This is a genomic window from Pseudomonas sp. B21-059, assembly GCF_026016285.1.
In the GTDB taxonomy this organism is placed as follows: Bacteria; Pseudomonadota; Gammaproteobacteria; order Pseudomonadales; family Pseudomonadaceae; genus Aquipseudomonas; species Aquipseudomonas danubii.
Map to the genome: position 1 here is coordinate 4200108 of NZ_CP087201.1, position 17927 is coordinate 4218034.

A 17927-nucleotide genomic window follows, 5' to 3' on the forward strand; every position below is an offset into this window, starting at 1 on the left:
GCAGCCGGCAGGCGGCCCCCAGGCAACGCGGCCCCTCCTCCAGGCTGTCAATCGACCAGGGCGTAGTGCTGCATCGCCCGGGCAAGCATTTCCTGGCATTTCAGGGTGGCCACCGACAAGGGGCGGTTGCGCACCACGCACAGATCCACGCGGATCCGCTCCAGGTGTTCGTCATCGATCGGCACGGCCACCAAGCCATCCCCCAGGTCCCGCGCCTCGGCATCCACCTGGGGCAGGATCAGCACCGCCGCGCGCTGGCGAGCCAGGCTTTTCTGTACCTCCAGGGAACTGGTGGTAAACACCGGCAGGATATTCACCCCACGCTTCTTCGCCGCACCCTCCAGGGCCTGGCGCACGCCGTAGGCCGAATCGGGAATGGCCAGGGGCTGGCCCTGCAGGTCCTCCAGGCGAATGCTCGGGCACTGGGCAAACGGGTGCTCGGCACTCACCAGCACCCGGTGCCACAGTTGGCAATGGGCGGTCACTTCGACCTCGGCGCGCTCTTGCAGGTAGAAGGCCAGGCCCAGATCGGCCTCGCCGCTGCACAGGGCATCCAGGGTGGCGCCGGCACTGGCGATGACAATGTTGAAGGTGACTTTGGGGTGGGCCCGGTTGAACGCCGCCAGTACCGGCGCCAACACGCTGGAAACGATACTTTCCGACACATGGATGCTGACGTTACCCGCTACCTGGCTCTGCCGGCTGGCGATCACGTCGCGCACCTGATCGAAGCCGCGCAAGGTGGAACTGACCTGCTCGGCCAGGCACTCGCCTTCCAACGTCAGGCGGATGCCCCGCGGGCCGCGCTCGATCAGCGCGGTGCCGAAGAAGTGCTCCAACTGCTCGATCTGCCGGCTCACGGCGGTGGGGGTCACGTACAGCCGCTCCGCCGCCTGGCGCAGGGAGGCACAACGGGCCACCTCGTGAAAATAACGCAACGCTCGTAACTGCATGGTCGCTCGCCCCATCGCTGAACAGATCCGTGAAACACGCAATTACTGCGCCAGAGCACTTGGAATGCCCCGGCGCCCGCCTACAAAATATTGATCTGCACGCCCGCCATGCCTACCCTGCTAAACAGCCGATTGCGCAATGGTACACGAACCACTTCCGGCGCCCCTGCCGACCTGTTGCCAAGGATTTTCCATGACTACGCTGCCCCACACTGCACCGCTAGCCCTGCTGCTCGCAGCCCTGACGCTGCTGAGCGCCTGCTCCAGTGTCACCCGCAAGATCGACCCTGAACCCACCATCACCTCCGCCGGCATCCTGGCCTTTCGCGATATCTGCCTGAAGTCCGCTCCGTCTTTCGCCGGTGCTGAAACCGCCGCCCGGTCCTATGGCATCGTTGAGCTTACCGACGCCGGTTTCGCCAAGATGGGCATGGACCAGGATCAAACCCTGGGGGTCCAGGTCCAGGCCAACAAGGAATGTGCGATCACCACCCCGAGCCAGAACGACAGCTCGCTGACCCAGCAGTTCTTGAGCAGCGTCGGCAAGTTTTCCAGCACACCGGTGGCGCAGAGCGTGCCAGCGCGGATCACCCTCGAGGGCCAGACGTTCATCATCATGCACGATCGCCGTGGTGGTGAAGCCTATGTGATGCTCAAGGCGCCGTAATAGCCTGAACGGCGCCCAGGACCTGTCGCCCCGCCATCCTCAGCCCCGAGCGGCTGAGGACACTGCGCAAACTTCCCACTTGAGTACAGCCCTCATAGACTGCGCGCGCGCCCTGGCAAGAAGCGTCTTGGATATTTACCAGTCGCTTCTTGCGCCAATCTTTTGCCCGTTTTTCTGAACTAACATGCTTGCGCTGTTTACCAAGCCTTCACTCTCTTGGGGTTATGCCGCGCTCTTCGCGGACCTGCAAAACATCGTTGACCCCATGCAAAAGAGTCATTGGGCCTATGACTTCCACAATAAAAGCAGTGACTGCCGAGTGACCCATTTTACGCAACGAGCCCTAACAGCTCTGACCAGGGTTTCTTCCGAGGACCCCATGAAAAAAAGACGCGTGCTTATCGTCGACGACCATCCCATCATCTGCGCCGCGGTCAGCGAGCTGCTTGAAGAGAACGGCTACAAGCCCATCGGTGAATCCTCCGACGGCTTCGACGCACTGGACAAGATTCACAAGCTGCGCCCGGACTACATGCTGCTGGACATTTCCCTGGACAACCTGGATGGGCTGTCGGTCCTGCAACGCATTGCAGTGGACCAACTGGAGGTCAAGACCCTGGTATTCACCGCCAGCCGCGCCAGTACCTATGGCGTGCGCTGCATGCAAGCCGGGGCCATGGGCTTCATCAACAAGAGCGCCGGACTGAAGGAACTGGTCAAGGGCCTCGATGCCCTGGCCGACGGCTACTTGTACTTTCCCAAGGAAGTGCTGGAGATGTACCGGGGAACCGGCCACGACCCGAGCGATGCGCTGAGCAACCTGACCAACAAGGAGTTGGTGGTCCTGCAGTTGCTTGCCAACGGCCACACCAACCTGGAGATCGCCACCAAGCTCAACCTGAGCAACAAGACCATCAGCGGTCACAAGATCAACGTGCTGAAAAAGCTTGGGGTGCGGACCACCATCGAACTGGCCACCATCGCCAGGCAATTGAACCTGATATGAGGAGCGCCGGCCCGCTGCGCAGCTAGCCCTGACGAATCAGCCGCAGCGGCGCGTGGCTCGCGTTCAGTACCTGGAGCAGCGCCTGACCCCGCATCGGCTTGTGGAACAGATAGCCCTGGGCCGCATCGACCCCCAGGCGCTGTAAATGCGCGCGTTGTTTCTCCGTCTCGACGCCCTCAGCCACCAGTTCCAGATTGAGCGAACGCGCCAGCCCCACCACCGCCTCGATGATCCGGGTTTCCTTGAGCCCCAGGGCGTTGGCGACAAAACCCGAGTCGAGCTTGATCTGGCCGAAGGGAATACCCGCCAGGCGCATGATCGACGAGTGACCGGTACCGAAATCGTCAAGGGACAGGCGCACACCGCCTTTGACCAGAACGCTGATGTTTTCGATGCTCTGCATGTCCAGAACCAGAGCCTGGCGCTCGGTGATTTCCAGGGTGACCTGCTTCTTGGGCACACCCGCCTCCTCGACCTGCAGCAGCATCTGGGCGGCAAACTCGGGATCAGTCAGCTGGCTGGCCTCAATGTTGTAGGAGAACACCAGGGCATCACCCTGGGTGTGGGCCTGCAGTTGCCGCTGCAGCATCAGGCCCTGTTGCAACAGGCAGTCGAACAGCTGTCGATGGCGCTCCGGGCTGTCGACCAGATCGAGGAACGACTGCGGTCCCAGCACGCCCCTGTGCGGATGCTGCCAACGGGCCAGGACCTCGGCGCCGGTGATACGCCGGGTCTTCAGGCACACCTGGGGCTGGAAATAGGCAACGATCTGTTGCTGTTCCAGCGCCTGGGCAACATCCAGCTGCGCCCTCCAGTCATTGCTGGCAGGGGCGCGCCGATCGGCCGCCAGTCTGCTGCGCGAGTGATTTTTCACCGTGCGCTTGACGGTCAGCGCCTTGAGCAACAAGCCACTGATCTGCACCGTGTCCAGATCGCTGTAGCTGCCGACGCAATACTTGCCGGAACGCACGCGAAAGTTCGCCAGCCCCCAGCGAATGGGCGCTTCCAGGGCTTCGCACTCGATCATCGAGAAGAAACCGTAGTGTTCGCAGAGCCGGCGCAGGTAATAAATGGCCGTCAGGGAGTGCAGCGAATCGCAGATCACCAGGTCCAGTTCACCCAGTTCCGGTGGGAATTGGGTCCAGTCATTTTCCTGGCTGACCACCTGCACCCGGGCAAAGCCCGAAGCTGCCAATATTCTGGAAAACCGTCGAACGCGAAAAGCGTTCGAACACAGCAGCAGTACGCTCAGCGTCGACATCAAAGCGGCTCCGGAGAAAAAAGCATCCTATCCAAAACAGCTTCAACTGAACTCAGGACACTTCTTAAATTTAGATTGGATATTTCCGATGGTGACCAGTTACTTGCTAAAAGCGGGCAATCGCAGGGGTTAGCGGTAATTGAATATTAAATCAGCACGGACACTTGCCTTGCCCAATAAGGAGAGAGGGAGCATTGGGCGCTGCTGCGCCAATTTTCAGCGACAGGGACGGCGCATTGCCCAAGGACACATTCGTGCCAGCAGCGCCATTGAGATCGCCGACACTCACCAAACAGGTGTTGGCGGTGATCGAGCCGGTGAAGTTGATTTCGCCGTCTGCCGCCATGGCCTGGGCAGCGATACAGCACACAGCGACAGACAGTGCGGACTTGATCAATTGCATTGGTTTTTTCCTATCTCGAGTTTGACGTTTGCCTTGTTCCTCAAGGCCGGGAAAGCCTACAAACGTTAGCTTGTAAATGAGATAGGACGACTCTCGGGCGCTACCGAGAAGGCTCTTGATTGCAAACCGCAGGCCCATCAAGACGTTCGGCCTCGAGCCCCCCGAAAGCCTTGGCCCGAGTGGCCTGCAACAACTAAGAAGCCCGCGCCAGTGGCTTTTTTCGGGGCCGAGCCTGTGCTCTTCATACCCGCGCCGCAGGGGCAATCGCGCTGATATTTCCGTGCAACCACTGCCCCCCGACGCCAGCTGTTACTGGCGATGCCAGATCAGGTTGAGACGCCGGACCTTGGCCGCTCCCAGGACAATCTCCAGCGGCGATCCGAGCGCTGGATACTTCGTGGCGCCCCCCAGGCTGTCAGTAACGGCAACCGGGGGCACGTGAATCACTTGGCCAGGGCGGGATCCGGATCCTGCTGCGGCAGGAACAAACGCGCGGTCAGCCAGCAGGTCATGGCGGCGGCCAGGAAGATCAGCAACAGCGTCACTAGCGGCGCCAACACGGGCATCAGCAACAGCTCCCCTTCTCCTGACTTCGCCAAGCAAGCGCGGATTGCTGATCAGATGAGCAAGCAGCAACACGAAGTTCAGCAGGCCGAGGGCTAACGGATGACATACAAGTCTTCCCGACGGATCTTTTCACTGGCTCTCCGGGCATAACCGGGATCGCTTTGCAGGATCGATGCAAAACGTTCGGTCAGTTGTTGCACATTGGCCTCCAGGCGATCCGGCCTCAAGCTCTGCACATCCTCCAGTTCGCATGCCTCCATGATCAGACTACAGAGCTCGGGCGATAGCCCCTTGTTCTGCAAAATGCTTGCGGTACGCGGCGTGAACAGGATCCACTCGGCCTCCTCCAGGGAGATGGCCTCGGTGCGTAACGACGTCAACAAGCCAATCGCCAGCGTGCACACCAGCCGGGTGGCCTGTTCAGAGCCCAGAGCTTCAACCATCAACGATATTTCCTTCACCGGGTATTACTCCAACCGTTCTTGGTCTTCACGTTGAAGACCTTGCCACTTTCACTCTGGAAATAGTGCACCGAGACACGTGCACCCGCGTTATCGAAACCATCCTTGTACACCTTGCTCCACTTGCCGGGCTCCACCTTGCGCAAGTCAGCCAGCGCCTCCACGTTCTTGACCGCATTGCGGGTGGTTCCTCCGGTGCGCTCCTTGAAGCCCACGGGGTACTCCGGCGCTTTGCGCAGCGAATCATAGACATGCTTGATGCCGCCGCTCTGGCCGGCCCCGCCGCCAACGATACCGCGCTTGATCCCATCCGCCAGCCCCTTGGCGCCACCGCCCGGGGTGAAGAGTTTTGACCTGGGGTCCGCGGCCTCGAGGATGTAGTCGGCAGCCACCACCCCCAGGGTTCCATACTTGTCCCGCTGAGCGTTGGCAATGTAGCGATTGAGCGCGACCTGATTGTTGCCCATGACAAGATACAGATCGGTCAACTGAGCAAACAGGTCGGGCCGGTCCGATTTGCGCAGGTCGCTCATCCATTGCTGATTGGTCCCTTCCTCGGACCTGAGGCGCTCGAATACCGCCTGGCACAGTGTCGGGTTCTGCTGGCAAAGCTGCGGAAACTCCTTGTTCCGGGTCTCATCCAGATTGCGGTAGTAGTCGCGAATGCCGTCGCATTCGGTTTTCGTCGTACAAGCACTCAGCTTGCGGTCTTTCTCGAGTATTTCCTCGTGGAACAGATAGTTGTAGGCCGTGGCCATCTGGGCAATCTGCGCCCCTTTGTCCAGGTCCTTGCCGACTGCCGCAGCTGCCACCAGACCGGTCAATTGTGACAGCGCCAACTGCAGGTCCTTGTTGCCGTCGGCCACGCTCGCCAGTTGGTTGATCAGGGCCTCGTTCAAACCGGCTGCCGCGGCGCCGGTCTTGAAATCGCCGCCCGTGGCTTCCGCCAGCAGACCGCCCATCAGGGCATGGGCGACGATCTTCTCGAGACCGCCATTGGGGAAGCGGACGTTGTCGCCGACCCAGTTGAACCCTGTCGCCATGGCCACGTTGCCCGCCTCGCCGAGCAAGGCCGCACCAAAGTTGTCGCCAAAACTGCCGCCCCCGATCGCCGTGGAGATGCCGCTGGAGATCAGCGCCCGGCCCGTGGTGCGGGTCACGGTGTCGGCCGCCGTGCTCCAGCGGAAGATGTCCTTGGACGGGTTGGCATTCTGCAAGGTCGAGGCCGTGCTGCCCTCGGTGCCCGGGACTGCGGTACCCGCTCCGGCGCTGTCCGCACCGCCGAACCAGTTGGCATCGGCGTACTCGAAGGCACCGGCGGTGAACCCGGCAATGGCGGCGTTTTTCAGGCTGTCGGCGCTGAAGGTTTCCTTGAGTGCCAAGCCCAGGTTGCCCTTGTTGCTGATGGTGCTGCTGACCCCGGTGGTGGCCAGGCTGCCGGCCACCGCCGCCTGGGGCGCTGCCAGGCCAAGGCCCGCCGGGCCCATGGCCAGGGACATCAGAATCGCGACCACCAGCTTGGCCCCCGCGCCGAGGCCCGAGGAGTCGTATTTGAAGCTTTCGTGGATTTCCTTGACCTGGCGCCAGTCGATATCCCCACGCGCCTGGGCGTCCTTCATCCACACCAGGCCCGGATCGGCCTGAACCATGGCATCGATGGTCTGGCTGACCGTCTGCTGGTCGACCTGGCGGATATCGATGCGCATGCCATCGGCCGCCTTGATCAGCAGATTGCCCTGGGCCACCAGGGTGCTCTGGCGCAGGGTTTCATCGGTGCGGCCCTTGCCCTTCATCGAGTACCAGGAGAGATCGCTCTTGCTCTTGGTATGGGTCTCGTCATGCAGGTCCTTGACCCCCTCGAAGGTGATCGCGCCGCCACTGTCCAGGGTCAGGTCCTTGGCGCTTTCCAGCTTGGCCACCTGGTACTTCTGGTCGCCGCCGCTCTTGAGGGTCAGGTCGCCGCCAGTGCTGATCTGGCTGCCAACGTGGGTGACCTGGGTCACCTCGTCGTGGCGCGCTTTCTTGCGCCCCCAACTGCCCTTCTTCTTCATGTCGTACAGCGAGTAGTCGCTGTCCTGGGCGGCCAGCAGTTCCAGGTCGTCACCGGCCACCAGGTAGGCTTCGTTGCCGGCGCTGATGCGACTGGAGATCAGGCTCAGGTCCTTGCCCGCACTGAGCACCACATCGGCCCCGGCAGTGAGAGAAGTGCCGACCTGACGCTCATGATCTTCCTGGCGGGTGACCTTCTTGGTCTTGGAGTAGCTGTGCTGCTCATCCGCGGCCGAGGCCAGGGTCATGTCCCCCACGGCATCCATGGCGATGGTCCGCTTGGCCTCGATCTGGCTGGCGACTGCCGTCAGGTCGCGTCCGGCGCTGACTGCGATGTCACGCCCGGCACTGACGCTGGAACCATGCTGAGTGACGCTTTCGTTCAGGTAACGATCGCGGGTGATTTTGTCGTGCTCCCGGGTCGACGTCAGGTTGACGTCGCGCCCCGCCACCAGGGCGATGTCGGCACCACTGCTGAGCACCCCGCCGACGTTATTGATATCGCGGCCCGCCTGCACACTCAGGTTATTGCCGGCCTCGATCCGCGCCGCGTTGTTGGCGTAGTCCAGGCGCTGGGTGGTGCTCCCAGGGTTACTCTGGAACGTGCTGATGCTGCGCTCGTTGATCACGTCCCCGCCCAGGGCGCGGACCGTCACATCGCGCCCGGCAATGATGCCGCCCGCGCGGTTGACCAGATTGTCCCCGGCCAGCAGGTTGAGGCGCTCGCCGGCCTCGATCAGGCCACCATTGACCAGGTTGTTGCCGGTGGTCGCACTCAGGTTCTCACTGGCACGCAAAGTCCCGGAGTTGACCAGGTCCTTGCCGGCGATCAGGGTCACGTCCCGGCCCTGGACCAGGGCGCCGTTGGCCGCCAGGCGGTTGTTGGCGTTGGCCAGGTACAGCACCGGCACCAGCACCTTCTCGCCGTTCACCTCCTGCTCTTCGAGCCAGACGATGTCGTGGGTCAGGGCCGCCACTTGCTGGGAGGTCAGGGTCACGCCCACCGCGAGGTTGAGCGAGTCCTTGCTGGCGATGGCGTTGTTCATCAGGTACTTGAACATGCCCTCGTCGCTGTTCTGGCCATCGAGGAACCGCTGGCCGGTGCGCGCCGTCACTGCCTGCTGGATCAGCCGCTGCTCATAGAAGCCGTCACCCAGGCGCTTGGCACTCTGGTCCGGGTCATACCCGAGGTTCGACAGCAGATAATCGGAGCTCATGAACTGCTTGAGGTCGGTGAGCAGCGGGTTGGTTTCGATCAGGTATTTGTGGGGATTGCTGCGCACGCTGCTGTCCGGCAGGCCCTGGACCCGGCTGACGCTCTGGTTGCCGGTGCCGCCCACGGGCAGCACGCCCAGCGGCGAGTCCGCCGCCGTCGCGCTGACCTGGACCGCTGCGGTGCGGCCATCGACGCCGGTGGCCTGGTGATCCTGCAGATTCAGCTCACGGGCGCCCAGGGCCACCTGCGGCAGCGGTTGACTGCTCAGGTCCCGAGGGCGGATCGGCTCCGGCCCGGCCTGACGCGAGGTCAGTTCCAGGCTGGCACCGCCCATGTTCCAGCTTTGCGCCGGGCCCGCAGGCTGCGCGGTGCCCCCCTGGCCACTCAAGCGAAACAGCCCGTTCTGCCCCGAAGGCAGGCTGAAGTTCGGCAGGCTCAGGGGATTGACCTGCTGCTGCGCCAGGTCCGGCGGCAGCTGGGAGTTGAGCACCACCATCAGCGGCTTGCTCGCCGCCCCCACGCCGGTGTCCCGGGCGCGATCGCCCACAGCAATGGCGCTCTTGATCACGCTGATGTTGCTGATGTCGTTGGCCGCCGTGAGCCGGGCCTTGCCGCCGGCCTGGATGATGGCCGGCGCGGAGGAAGAACTCAGGGTCGAGGTCTCTACCGGCCGGTCGATGCCATAGAAGATCCCCGGGTTGAACTTGGCCACCAGGGCCGCGAAATCCTGCTGGTTGAAGGCACTGCCCTGGGGGTGCGCCCGATCATAGGCCTGCACGTCACGGGCCAGCTGGAAGAACAGCCCGCGCTTGATCTTGACCCCAGCGCCGACTTCATAGCCGGAAGAACCGGACGCCACCAAGGAGGCCTGGTTGGTGATAGCGCCGCTGGTGATGGTCAGGTCATTGCCTGCCGAGACGGTGCTGTAGCGGTTGAGGAAACTGCTGCTGTTGACCGTCAGGTTGCCCCCCGCATTCAGGGTCGACTGCGGCGAGTCGCTTGTCACCACGCCTTCCACCGTCCGGTAGATAAACACCGGCCCCCGGACCCAACTGGCGCCGCCGCCACAGTGCTGGGCGCAGCGGATGGTCATGCGGCCATCGGTGATCTGCTGGCTGGCCTCGTATTTTTCACGATCGTTGACCAGATCCAGGGCAGCAATATTGATATCGCCACCGCTCTGGATGTTGCCGGAGATGTTCTTCAGGCTTTGGGCCGAGGTGCCGGCCGCCATGCCGGCCACGGTCAGGCCGCCCAGGCTATAGAACTCGCCATAGCTGTTGGTCAGGGTGTTGACGTTGAGGCTGGCGTTCTGGCCGCTGAAGACAAATCCATGGTCGTTGACCAGGGTCGGGGTGGTCAGGCTCAGGCCCTGGGCGCCGCCCAGGGTGCCGGTGTTGAGCACGCCGCCGGCATTTACCGTGAGTGTGGCGTTGGAAGTCAGGCGCCCGGCGTTGTTCAGTTGCCCGCCGATGTTGACCCGGGTATCAGCGCCGCCGGCGATGCTGCCGGCACTGCCCAGGTTCACCTGGGCAGCAGCGAAGGTCATGTCGCCCAGGCTGGACACCCGGCCATTGCCTGAATAGGTGCCGCCGATCTGCAGGTCCAGGCTGCCATCGCTGGCCAGCAACCCGTCGTTGCTCCAGTTGCCGCCCCGGGCCTGCAAGTGCTGGCTGGCCAACAGTTGGCCGCTGGCGGTCTGGGCGAATTGGTTGACGTTGAGGTTCAGGCGTCCGGCCTGGATCACGCTGCTGTTGGTCCAGCTGTCGGCAGTGAGGGTCAGGCCGCCACGGGTGATCAGGCTGCCGCCGGCATTGATCACATTGCCGGTGGCGATATCGAAGTTACCTTCGCCCAGGTGCAGCAGGCTGCCGCCCTGATTGAGGAAACCCGACGCCGCCAGGGTCAGGTCGGTGTTGGCGGTTTCCAGCAGGCCGTTGCGGTTGTCGAACTGGCCACCGATCTGCAGTTCGGTCTTGCCCCCGGTCGCCAGGGCCCGCAGCTTGCCGCCCTGGTTGTCGAGGCTGGCACCTCGCAGGGCCAGGCTCTCGCGGCTTTCAATCAGGCCGCCACGGTTGTTCACTGGCCCCTTGAAGTCCAGGTCGATGTGCTGGCCGTTGATCTGCCCCACACCGTTGTTCAACGAGTGGCCGCTGGCCTTGACTCGCCCGCTGGCGTACAGCCCGCCGTTGCTGTTATCCACCCCCGCGCCACCGGTATCGAGCAGCAGGTCGCCGCCCTTGGCCGCCATGCGCCCGCTACCGTTATCGATCCCGGCCAGGGCCTGCAGGTCCAGGCTCCGGGCCTCGACCTGGCCGCCATGGTTGTTCAGTTGCCCCCTGACACGTGCCTCAAACAGCCCCTTGAGGCTCGACAGCACCCCGCCGCGGCTGTCCAGGTTGGCGCCCTGGATACGCAGGTCGCCGTCTTCGGCGATCAGCTTGCCGCCCTGGTTGTCGATGTCCCCGGTCATGGCCAGGGTCTGGGCCTTGGCGCTCTGGATCGCTCCCTGGGCATTGTTCAGGCTGCCGGCATTGAGACTCAAGCCGGCATCGCGGCTATAGATCAGGCCATCACCCTGGTTGCTCAATTGGCCAGTGGTGGTGACTTGCAGCGCACCGTTGGCGGCCAGGGTGCCGCGATTGCTGTTGTCCAGGCTGGCGCTGAACAGGGTCATCAGGTTCTGGCTGATCAGTTGCCCGCCCTGGTTGTCGATCCGGCTCGAACGCTTGAGCAGCAGCGGACCACTGGCGGCCAGCTGGCCCTGGGCATTGACCAGGGCGCCCAGCAGGTCGAGGGTCACCGCGCCTTCGCTGCGCAGGTTGCCACCCTGGTTGTTCAGGCTGTTGCCGGTGAAGTTCAGGGCGCCCAAGGCGCTGAGGCGGCCGCCTTGGTTGTCCAGGTCGCCGGCGGCGATGTCGAGGCTGGCGCTGCTTTCAATCAGCCCGCCCCGGGCGTTGTTCAAACCGCCACTGCCAAGGATCAGTTGCTGCTCGCCCTTGCTGGTGACGATGCCCTTGTCGCTGTTGTCCAGGCTGGCGGCCTTGAGGGTCAGCCGACCCTGGCTGGCCAGCCCGCCTTGCGCACTGTTGAGCAAGGCGCCGCTGAGGTCGATATTCAGCTCCCCCAGCAGGCTCGACAGGGTGCCTTGCTGGCGGTTGTCCAGGCTGCCACCGCTGAGGTTGAGCCCCTGCCAGCCGGAGACCAGCCCCTGCTGGTTGGTCAGCTGCGCAGCCTCGACCCCTAGCTGCTGCTGGCTGATCAGCGTGCCGGCGCTGTTGTCCAGGTTGCGCCCGGCCAGGTTGAAGCCCTGGGCGCTGGAGATTTCACCTTCGCGGTTCTGCAGGTCCCGCAGGTGGGCGATGCTCAGCACGCCCTGGGTGTTGATCAGGCCCTGGCGGTTGTCCAGGTCCGAGGTCTGTGGTCCGAGGTCGATGCTCAATCCCGTGCCACCCAACAGCTTGCCGCCCTGATTGCCCAGGCCCTTGGCGCTGAGTTGCAAGTGCCCGGCGGACTGGATCAGCCCTTGGTTGTGCAGCGGACCGGCGACCCTCAGGCCCAGGTCGTGGTCGCTGAGTAGCGAGCCGCTGTTGTCCAGGCTGCCGGCATCGATCTGCAGGGCGGCAGCGGCAATCTTGCCCTTGAGCGCGGTCAGCGCGCCGTCGATACGCAGGGTCAGCGCCTGATGGCTGAGCAGTTGCCCGGCGCTGTTGTCCAGGCTTTGCGCCGCCAGCTCGAAGGCCTGCTCGCTGGAGATTTCACCCTGGCGGTTGTTCACCGTGCCCAGGTTGCTCAGCACCAGTGGACCGGGGGCGTTGATGAAGCCGCCCTGGTTGTTCAGCGTGCCGTGATTGAGGTCCAGGCTCAGGGCGGTCTTGCTGAACAGCTTGCCGCCTTGCTGCTGCAGGCCACTGACCGAGGCCTGCAAGGCCTTGGCGCTGCCGATGCTGCCCTGGTCGTTGTTGACCTGGGTCGCGGTAAGGTTCAGTGCATCACCGCTGTTGAGGTTGCCGCCCTGGCTGTTGTCCAGTTCGCCAGTGTCCAGTGCCAGCTTGGCCTTGCTGCTGATAACGCCCTGTTGCTGGTTGTCCAGGCGCGCGCTGGACAGGGTCAGCGCAGCGTCGCTCAGCAGCTTGCCGCCGCGGTTGTCCAGGGCCTCCCGGGCGCTGATCTGCAGGGCGCCCGCGCTGGACAGACTGCCCTGGCGATTGCCGAGGTTGCGCACCTGGATGCCCAGGCCGCCTTCGCTGCTGATGCGGCCTTGATGGTTGTCGAGGTCGCCGGCAAGCGCCAGGTCCAGGCGCTGCAGCCCCACCAGATCCCCGCCCTGGTTGTCCAGGCTCGTGCCGTTGAGGCTCAGGCCCTGGTCCGCGCTAATCAGCCCCAGGCTCTGGTTGATGACCTGGGCCACGGTCAGCGTCAGGTCGCCGCTGGCCAGTACCCGCCCGGCAGCACTGTTGTCCAGGCGCTCGCCGACCAGGCCGATCTGCTGGCTGGACAGCTCACCGCCACGGTTGTCCAGTTGCCCGATGTTCAGGTCAAGCTGCCGGGTCGCCCCCAGCAGGCCGTCCTGGCGGTTATCCAGGGTGCCGGCCTTGAGAGTCAGTTGGGTGTCGGCCAGGATCACTCCGCCCTGGTTGTCGGCCGCCTCGGTGACCTGCAACTGCAGGTCGCCACGGCTGTGCAGCTCACCCTCGCGGTTGTCCAGGCGGGTGCTGCGGCTGTCCAGCGCCGCTGCCGCCATCAGGCCCTTGACGTTGACCAGGGCCTGTTCGATGCGCAGGGTCAGCGCCTGGTTGCTCAGGACCTTGCCGCCACTGTTGTCCAGTTGCCGCGCGTTCAGGTTGAAGGCCTTGGCCCCGGAGATCTCGCCACCGCGGTTGTCCACCTGATCGAGGTTGCGCAACAGCAGTTGCCCGGGGGTGTGAAGATTGCCGCCCTGGTTGTTCAACTGTCCGTGGTTGAGGTCCAGGGTCAGGTCGGCGTTGCTGAACAGCTCGCCGCCCTGCTGATCCAGACCACTGACACTGGCGCTCAGTGCCTGATCGCTGCCGATCCGACCCTGGTGGTTCGTCAGTTGTGCGGTGGTCAGGCGCAACTGCCCGGCGCTGGTGAAGCTGCCGCCCTGGCTGTTGTCGAAGTCTCCGGTGCTCAGGCGCGCGTCGGCCTTGGCGCTGATCACACCCTTGGCGCTGTTGTCCAGGCTGGCGCTGTCCAGGGCCAGGCCTTGCTCGGCGACGATGGCGCCAGCCTGGTTGAGCAGCGCCCCGCTGCTGTCGATGCTCAGGGCCTGGGCGCCGGTCAGGCGGCCGCCCCGGTTGTCCAGGCTGCCCACCTTGAGGGTCAGCAGGTCTTCGCCGCTGATCAGGCCTCGCTGGTTGTCCAGGGCTGCGCTCAGGGTCAGCAGCAAGGGCTGCTGACTCACCAGCTGGCCGCCGCTGTTGTCCAGGCTACTGCCGCTGAGATTCAGACCCTGCTTGCTGAACAGTAGCCCCTGGTTCTGGTTGATCACCCGGGCCACCTTGAGCAACAGGCGATCATCGGCCAGGACCTTGCCGCCGTCGCTGTTGTTCAGCCCCTGGCCGTTGATCTGCAGCTCGCCCCGGCCCGACAGCGCACCGCCACGGTTGTCCACCTCAGCGACGTCCAGGGTCAGGGACTTGAGGGACGCCACCAGGCCTTTGTCGCGGTTGTCCAGGTGCTGGCCTGTGAGGTGCAGGTCACCTTCGGCCACCAGTTCGCCGCCCTGCTGGCGCAGGCTGTCGACCTGGGCCTGCAGGTCGCTCTTGCTGGCGATACGGCCACCGTTGTTGAGCACTTCCCGGGTATTGAGCGCCAGGCCGGAGGTGGCGCTGAGCAGGCCGCCGCTGTTGTCCAGCCGGCGACCTTCTACCGTCACCGCGGCCTGGCTTTCCAGGCGGCCCTTGTCCCGGTTGTCCAGCTCGCGGCTCAGCAGGTTCAGGGCCTGGTCCGCCCGCATCACCCCGCCGCGGTTGTCCGCCGTCTCGCCACTGACCTGCAAGGTGTCGCCGGCGGAAATCCTGCCCTTGCGGTTATCCAGATGCCCGGCCTGTACCTCAACGACTCCGGTGGCCTGGATCAGTCCCTTGTCCTGATTGTCGAGACGCCCGGCGACCTCGGCACTGAGACGCCCCTCGCTGCGCAGATTGCCGGCCTTGCTGTTGTCCAGGGCCCCCGCACGCACCTTCAGCAGGCGCTCCGCCCCCAGGGCCCCGCCCTGGTTGCTGATCTTCCCGCTGGCGCTGATGTCCAGGGTGTCGCCCGCCATCACCAGCCCGGCGACGTTGTCCAGCGAGGTCACTTGCAGGGTGAGTTGGGTCAGGCTGCTCAGCTCACCCTGGTCATTGCCCAGGTGGCCGACATGGGCCTTGAGCTCGCCATCACTGGTGATCAAGGCGTTGTGATTCAGCAGTTGCCCGGCTTGCAGCACCAACGCATCGCTACTGAGCACCCGGCCCTGATTCTGGTTGTCCAGGGTGCCGGCACCGAGCGTCACCTGACGTTGCCCGCTCAAGGTACCGCCCCGATTGTCCAGGGTCTGGGCGGTAGTGATCGTCAGATCGCGGCTGGCGACGATGCTCTTGCCGCGGTTGTCCAGATTCTGGGCAGTAAGGGTGATGTCCGCGTCGGGGTTGCGGCTGTTGTCGGCATTGACCCCGGCCTCGATGATGCCCTGGTTGGTCAACTGGCCACCGCTGTCGAGGCTGATGCGGTCCCGGGCGGCGAGGGTTTTCTGGCTGCTCAGGTCGCCCCGGGTCTGCACCTTGAGCTCGCTGCCGGCGTAGACCGCGCCCTGGGCATCGAGGCTGCCGGCCTTGATCGCCACTGCGCCCTTTTCGGCGGTGGCGTCAGCCATGCGCAACTGGCCGTCGGCATCCAGCTGAATATCGCCGCCACTGGCGATCAATTTGCCGTCGAGTTTGACCCCGACCCCAGCCTCGGTGCCCACCAGCTTGATGGCCCCGGCGTACATGCCGCCCAGGGCTGATGAGTCGATGGCCAGTTGCGGTGCGCCCGCCGGGTTGGCGGTCCGCGCCGTGGCGTTCAAGGTCTTGGCGTCAACGTCGTTGGCCCCGGCGATCACCGCCAGGTGCTGGGCCTGGATCTCGGCGTTGATTTTCGCGCTGCGGGTGATGATTTCGAACTGGTCGATATTGCTCGCGTTGAGCCCCGCGCCTTCAATGGCGACGCTGCCTTGATCCACCTGGTAACGCTGGATCTGGCCGTTCTCGATCACCGGTTTGCCGGTGGTCAGGGTGGCTTTCGGGGTGTTGATGAAGCCGCAGCCGTTGCAGCTCACCCCGTAAGGGTTGGCAACGATGACATGGGCCGATTGCCCGGCCACTTCGGTGTAGCCCTTGAGCTGGCTGGGGCTGCCGCCGTTGACCTCGTTGAGGATCACATTGGCCGCGCGGCCACCCAAATTGGCGTTGCCGAGGATGATCCCCCCCAATTGGGTGGACTGGGTACGGTTGGTGGCGTTGTTGAGGATCACGCCCTGCTGGCCGACGTTGTAATCGCTGAACGTGTTATGGGACAGACCGCTGCCATTGGGCGCGGCAATGTTGACGATGGGCACGCCATTGCCGGCCTGACCCAGTGTGGTACCGCTGCCGTTGACCACGATGCCGTCGGCCATCACCACCAGCGGCTGCCAGAACATCATGTTGGCGAGAATGAATGCCAGGCTGCGCTTGGAAAAGCCGCAGAAAGAGTCACGCGATTGCAGGGCAGCCGAAGGCTGGCGGGCCATAAAGGCGAGTTGGCGAACGTCCATGTCAGTCTCTCAACAATGCAGGAGCAAAAAACCCCAAAGGCCTTCATCCCGAAGTCCCACGGCGAGCGATAATTGATTTCGCGAGGCAAGATCGAACTGGTAATCCATCGATCCGCAGCAGAGAAAAGCGGGTCAAAAGAAACAGAACATCAGCAAAAGTGATATCAATTTGATGGCAAAATACTAAATAGCCACTATTCTGGCGTCAATCTTTCATTCGCCTCGCTACCGCCTCGCCCCCCTTTCCCGCGCCGCTTTTCACCGCCGGTTCGGCTTGATGAATACCGCTCAATCCCACTGTCCATTGGCTGGATAAAGGGTCGACGGCTACGCTGCTGCCCACAAGAACAACAACGGGAAACAGTGCTGTGCGAACCACCACCCAACACTTTCGCGAGCAGTATCGAGCCGCGGTCAGTCCGCGCTACAACCCCTGGCTGCATGGCGGCTTCGTCCTCGCCTACGGCGCGCTGTGCATTGCGGTGCTGTGCAGCACCCTGGAGCGGGTGCAGCCCCTGGAATGGCTGGCGGTGCCGGTGTCGCTGCTGTTCTTCAACCTGTGCATCTACGTGGTGCATCGCTGGCTGGGGCATCACAAGCAGCCTTTCGCCCGGCTGTTCTATGCCCGGCATACCGGCGACCACCACAGTTTCTTCACCCCGGGACTGATGACCTATGAAGGCCGCAAAGACTGGCGGGTGATTCTGTTTCCGGCCTGGCTGATCGTGGTCCACAGCCTGCTGTTCGCCCTGCCCCTGTGGGCGCTGCTGCGCCTGTGGAACGGCAACGTCGCGGCGCTGTTCGCCAGTTGCACCTTGGTCGGCTACCTGGCCTATGAAGTTTTCCATGCCTGCGAGCACTTGCCCGCCAGCCATCCCCTGGCGCGCCTGCCCTGGGTGCGGCAGATGCGCCGCCTGCACGAACTGCATCACCGCCGGGAGCTGATGCAGGAGCGCAACTTCAACATCGTCCTGCCGCTGATGGACTGGCTGTTCGGCACCTTGCACTGGCAACCGGAAGAAGTACCGGCCCCCGCTCCCCTTCCTGACGAGTCCACGCCCATGACCCGCATGCAGCATCAGATCGAGATCCCCCGCAGTGCTGTCGCCACCCTGGCCTACGCCGCCAGCCCACGCTGCTGGCCACAATGGCATCCATCCTCTCTCAAAGTGTTGAGTGACGATGGCCCCCTGTTCGCCGGGCAGGGTTTCGAGGAAGACATCCATGCCGGCGGACGCAGCGGCCACCTGAGCTGGCAGGTCCGGGAGTACCTGCCGGGGCACCGCTGGCGTGCCACCGCCCGGGGCGATCATGGCCTGGAGCTGCAAGTGACCTATGAGTGCCAAGCGCTGACGGGCGAACGCACGCGCTTTGTGCGGACCCTGGAATACCGCTTCGACAACCTGCTGATGCGCCTGGGCAATCAGCTGTTATTCAAACGGCGGATAGAGCGAGAATCCGCCGCGTCATTGCTGGCATTGTGCGAGACGGCCCAACAGGCCATCCCGCTGACAACCACCGCCCCGGCCAGCAGCCCATCCTGAAG

General features: G+C 63.8%; 9 protein-coding genes. 3 read left to right on the forward strand and 6 right to left on the reverse strand.

Features of this window, described 5'->3' with window-relative positions:
• Positions 1-47: 47 nt before the first annotated feature.
• Positions 48-953 carry a LysR family transcriptional regulator gene (locus tag LOY69_RS18485; RefSeq protein WP_265073388.1) on the reverse strand — a complete coding sequence of 302 codons (906 nt, stop codon included), beginning with the start codon at positions 951-953 and terminating at the stop codon, positions 48-50.
• A gap of 193 nt (positions 954-1146) precedes the next feature.
• On the opposite strand from LOY69_RS18485, the gene LOY69_RS18490 reads away from it, so the two are divergent.
• Positions 1147-1620 (forward strand): hypothetical protein, encoded by a 474-nt coding sequence (locus tag LOY69_RS18490; RefSeq protein ID WP_102881567.1) that lies wholly within the window; start codon positions 1147-1149, stop codon positions 1618-1620.
• Between the two features lie 379 nt (positions 1621-1999).
• Positions 2000-2626, forward strand: coding sequence for a response regulator transcription factor (locus LOY69_RS18495; protein WP_102881568.1), 627 nt, complete (start codon positions 2000-2002; stop codon positions 2624-2626).
• Positions 2627-2648: 22 nt separating this feature from the next.
• Here the strand turns inward: LOY69_RS18495 and LOY69_RS18500 are convergent, their stop codons facing one another.
• The 5 genes from LOY69_RS18500 to LOY69_RS18520 form a co-directional block, all read right to left on the reverse strand.
• On the reverse strand, positions 2649-3887 hold the full coding sequence (locus tag LOY69_RS18500; protein WP_102881569.1) for an EAL domain-containing protein: 1239 nt from the start codon (positions 3885-3887) through the stop codon (positions 2649-2651).
• A 151-nt stretch (positions 3888-4038) separates the two neighbouring features.
• A complete protein-coding gene (locus LOY69_RS18505; RefSeq protein ID WP_265073389.1) occupies positions 4039-4290 on the reverse strand; it encodes a hypothetical protein in 252 nt (83 codons plus the stop codon).
• Between the two features lie 443 nt (positions 4291-4733).
• Positions 4734-4856 carry a hypothetical protein gene (locus tag LOY69_RS18510; RefSeq protein WP_258379770.1) on the reverse strand — a complete coding sequence of 41 codons (123 nt, stop codon included), beginning with the start codon at positions 4854-4856 and terminating at the stop codon, positions 4734-4736.
• 93 nt (positions 4857-4949) lie between these two features.
• A complete protein-coding gene (locus LOY69_RS18515) occupies positions 4950-5300 on the reverse strand; it encodes a DUF3969 family protein (RefSeq protein ID WP_110596681.1) in 351 nt (116 codons plus the stop codon).
• 14 nt (positions 5301-5314) lie between these two features.
• A complete protein-coding gene (locus LOY69_RS18520; RefSeq protein ID WP_265073390.1) occupies positions 5315-16381 on the reverse strand; it encodes a DUF637 domain-containing protein in 11067 nt (3688 codons plus the stop codon).
• Positions 16382-16749: 368 nt separating this feature from the next.
• Here LOY69_RS18520 and LOY69_RS18525 point away from each other — a divergent pair, with 368 nt between their 5' ends.
• On the forward strand, positions 16750-17925 hold the full coding sequence (locus tag LOY69_RS18525) for an SRPBCC family protein (protein WP_265073391.1): 1176 nt from the start codon (positions 16750-16752) through the stop codon (positions 17923-17925).
• The last annotated feature ends 2 nt before the right edge of the window (positions 17926-17927 follow it).

Coding starts and splice junctions, on each gene's coding strand:
- LOY69_RS18500 (WP_102881569.1), bottom strand. CDS start 3,887: ATGTCGACGCTGAGCGTACTGCTGCTGTGTTCGAACGCTTTTCGCGTT.
- LOY69_RS18495 (WP_102881568.1), top strand. CDS start 2,000: ATGAAAAAAAGACGCGTGCTTATCGTCGACGACCATCCCATCATCTGC.
- LOY69_RS18515 (WP_110596681.1), bottom strand. CDS start 5,300: ATGGTTGAAGCTCTGGGCTCTGAACAGGCCACCCGGCTGGTGTGCACG.
- LOY69_RS18520 (WP_265073390.1), bottom strand. CDS start 16,381: ATGGACGTTCGCCAACTCGCCTTTATGGCCCGCCAGCCTTCGGCTGCC.
- LOY69_RS18485 (WP_265073388.1), bottom strand. CDS start 953: ATGCAGTTACGAGCGTTGCGTTATTTTCACGAGGTGGCCCGTTGTGCC.
- LOY69_RS18505 (WP_265073389.1), bottom strand. CDS start 4,290: ATGCAATTGATCAAGTCCGCACTGTCTGTCGCTGTGTGCTGTATCGCT.
- LOY69_RS18490 (WP_102881567.1), top strand. CDS start 1,147: ATGACTACGCTGCCCCACACTGCACCGCTAGCCCTGCTGCTCGCAGCC.
- LOY69_RS18510 (WP_258379770.1), bottom strand. CDS start 4,856: ATGCCCGTGTTGGCGCCGCTAGTGACGCTGTTGCTGATCTTCCTGGCC.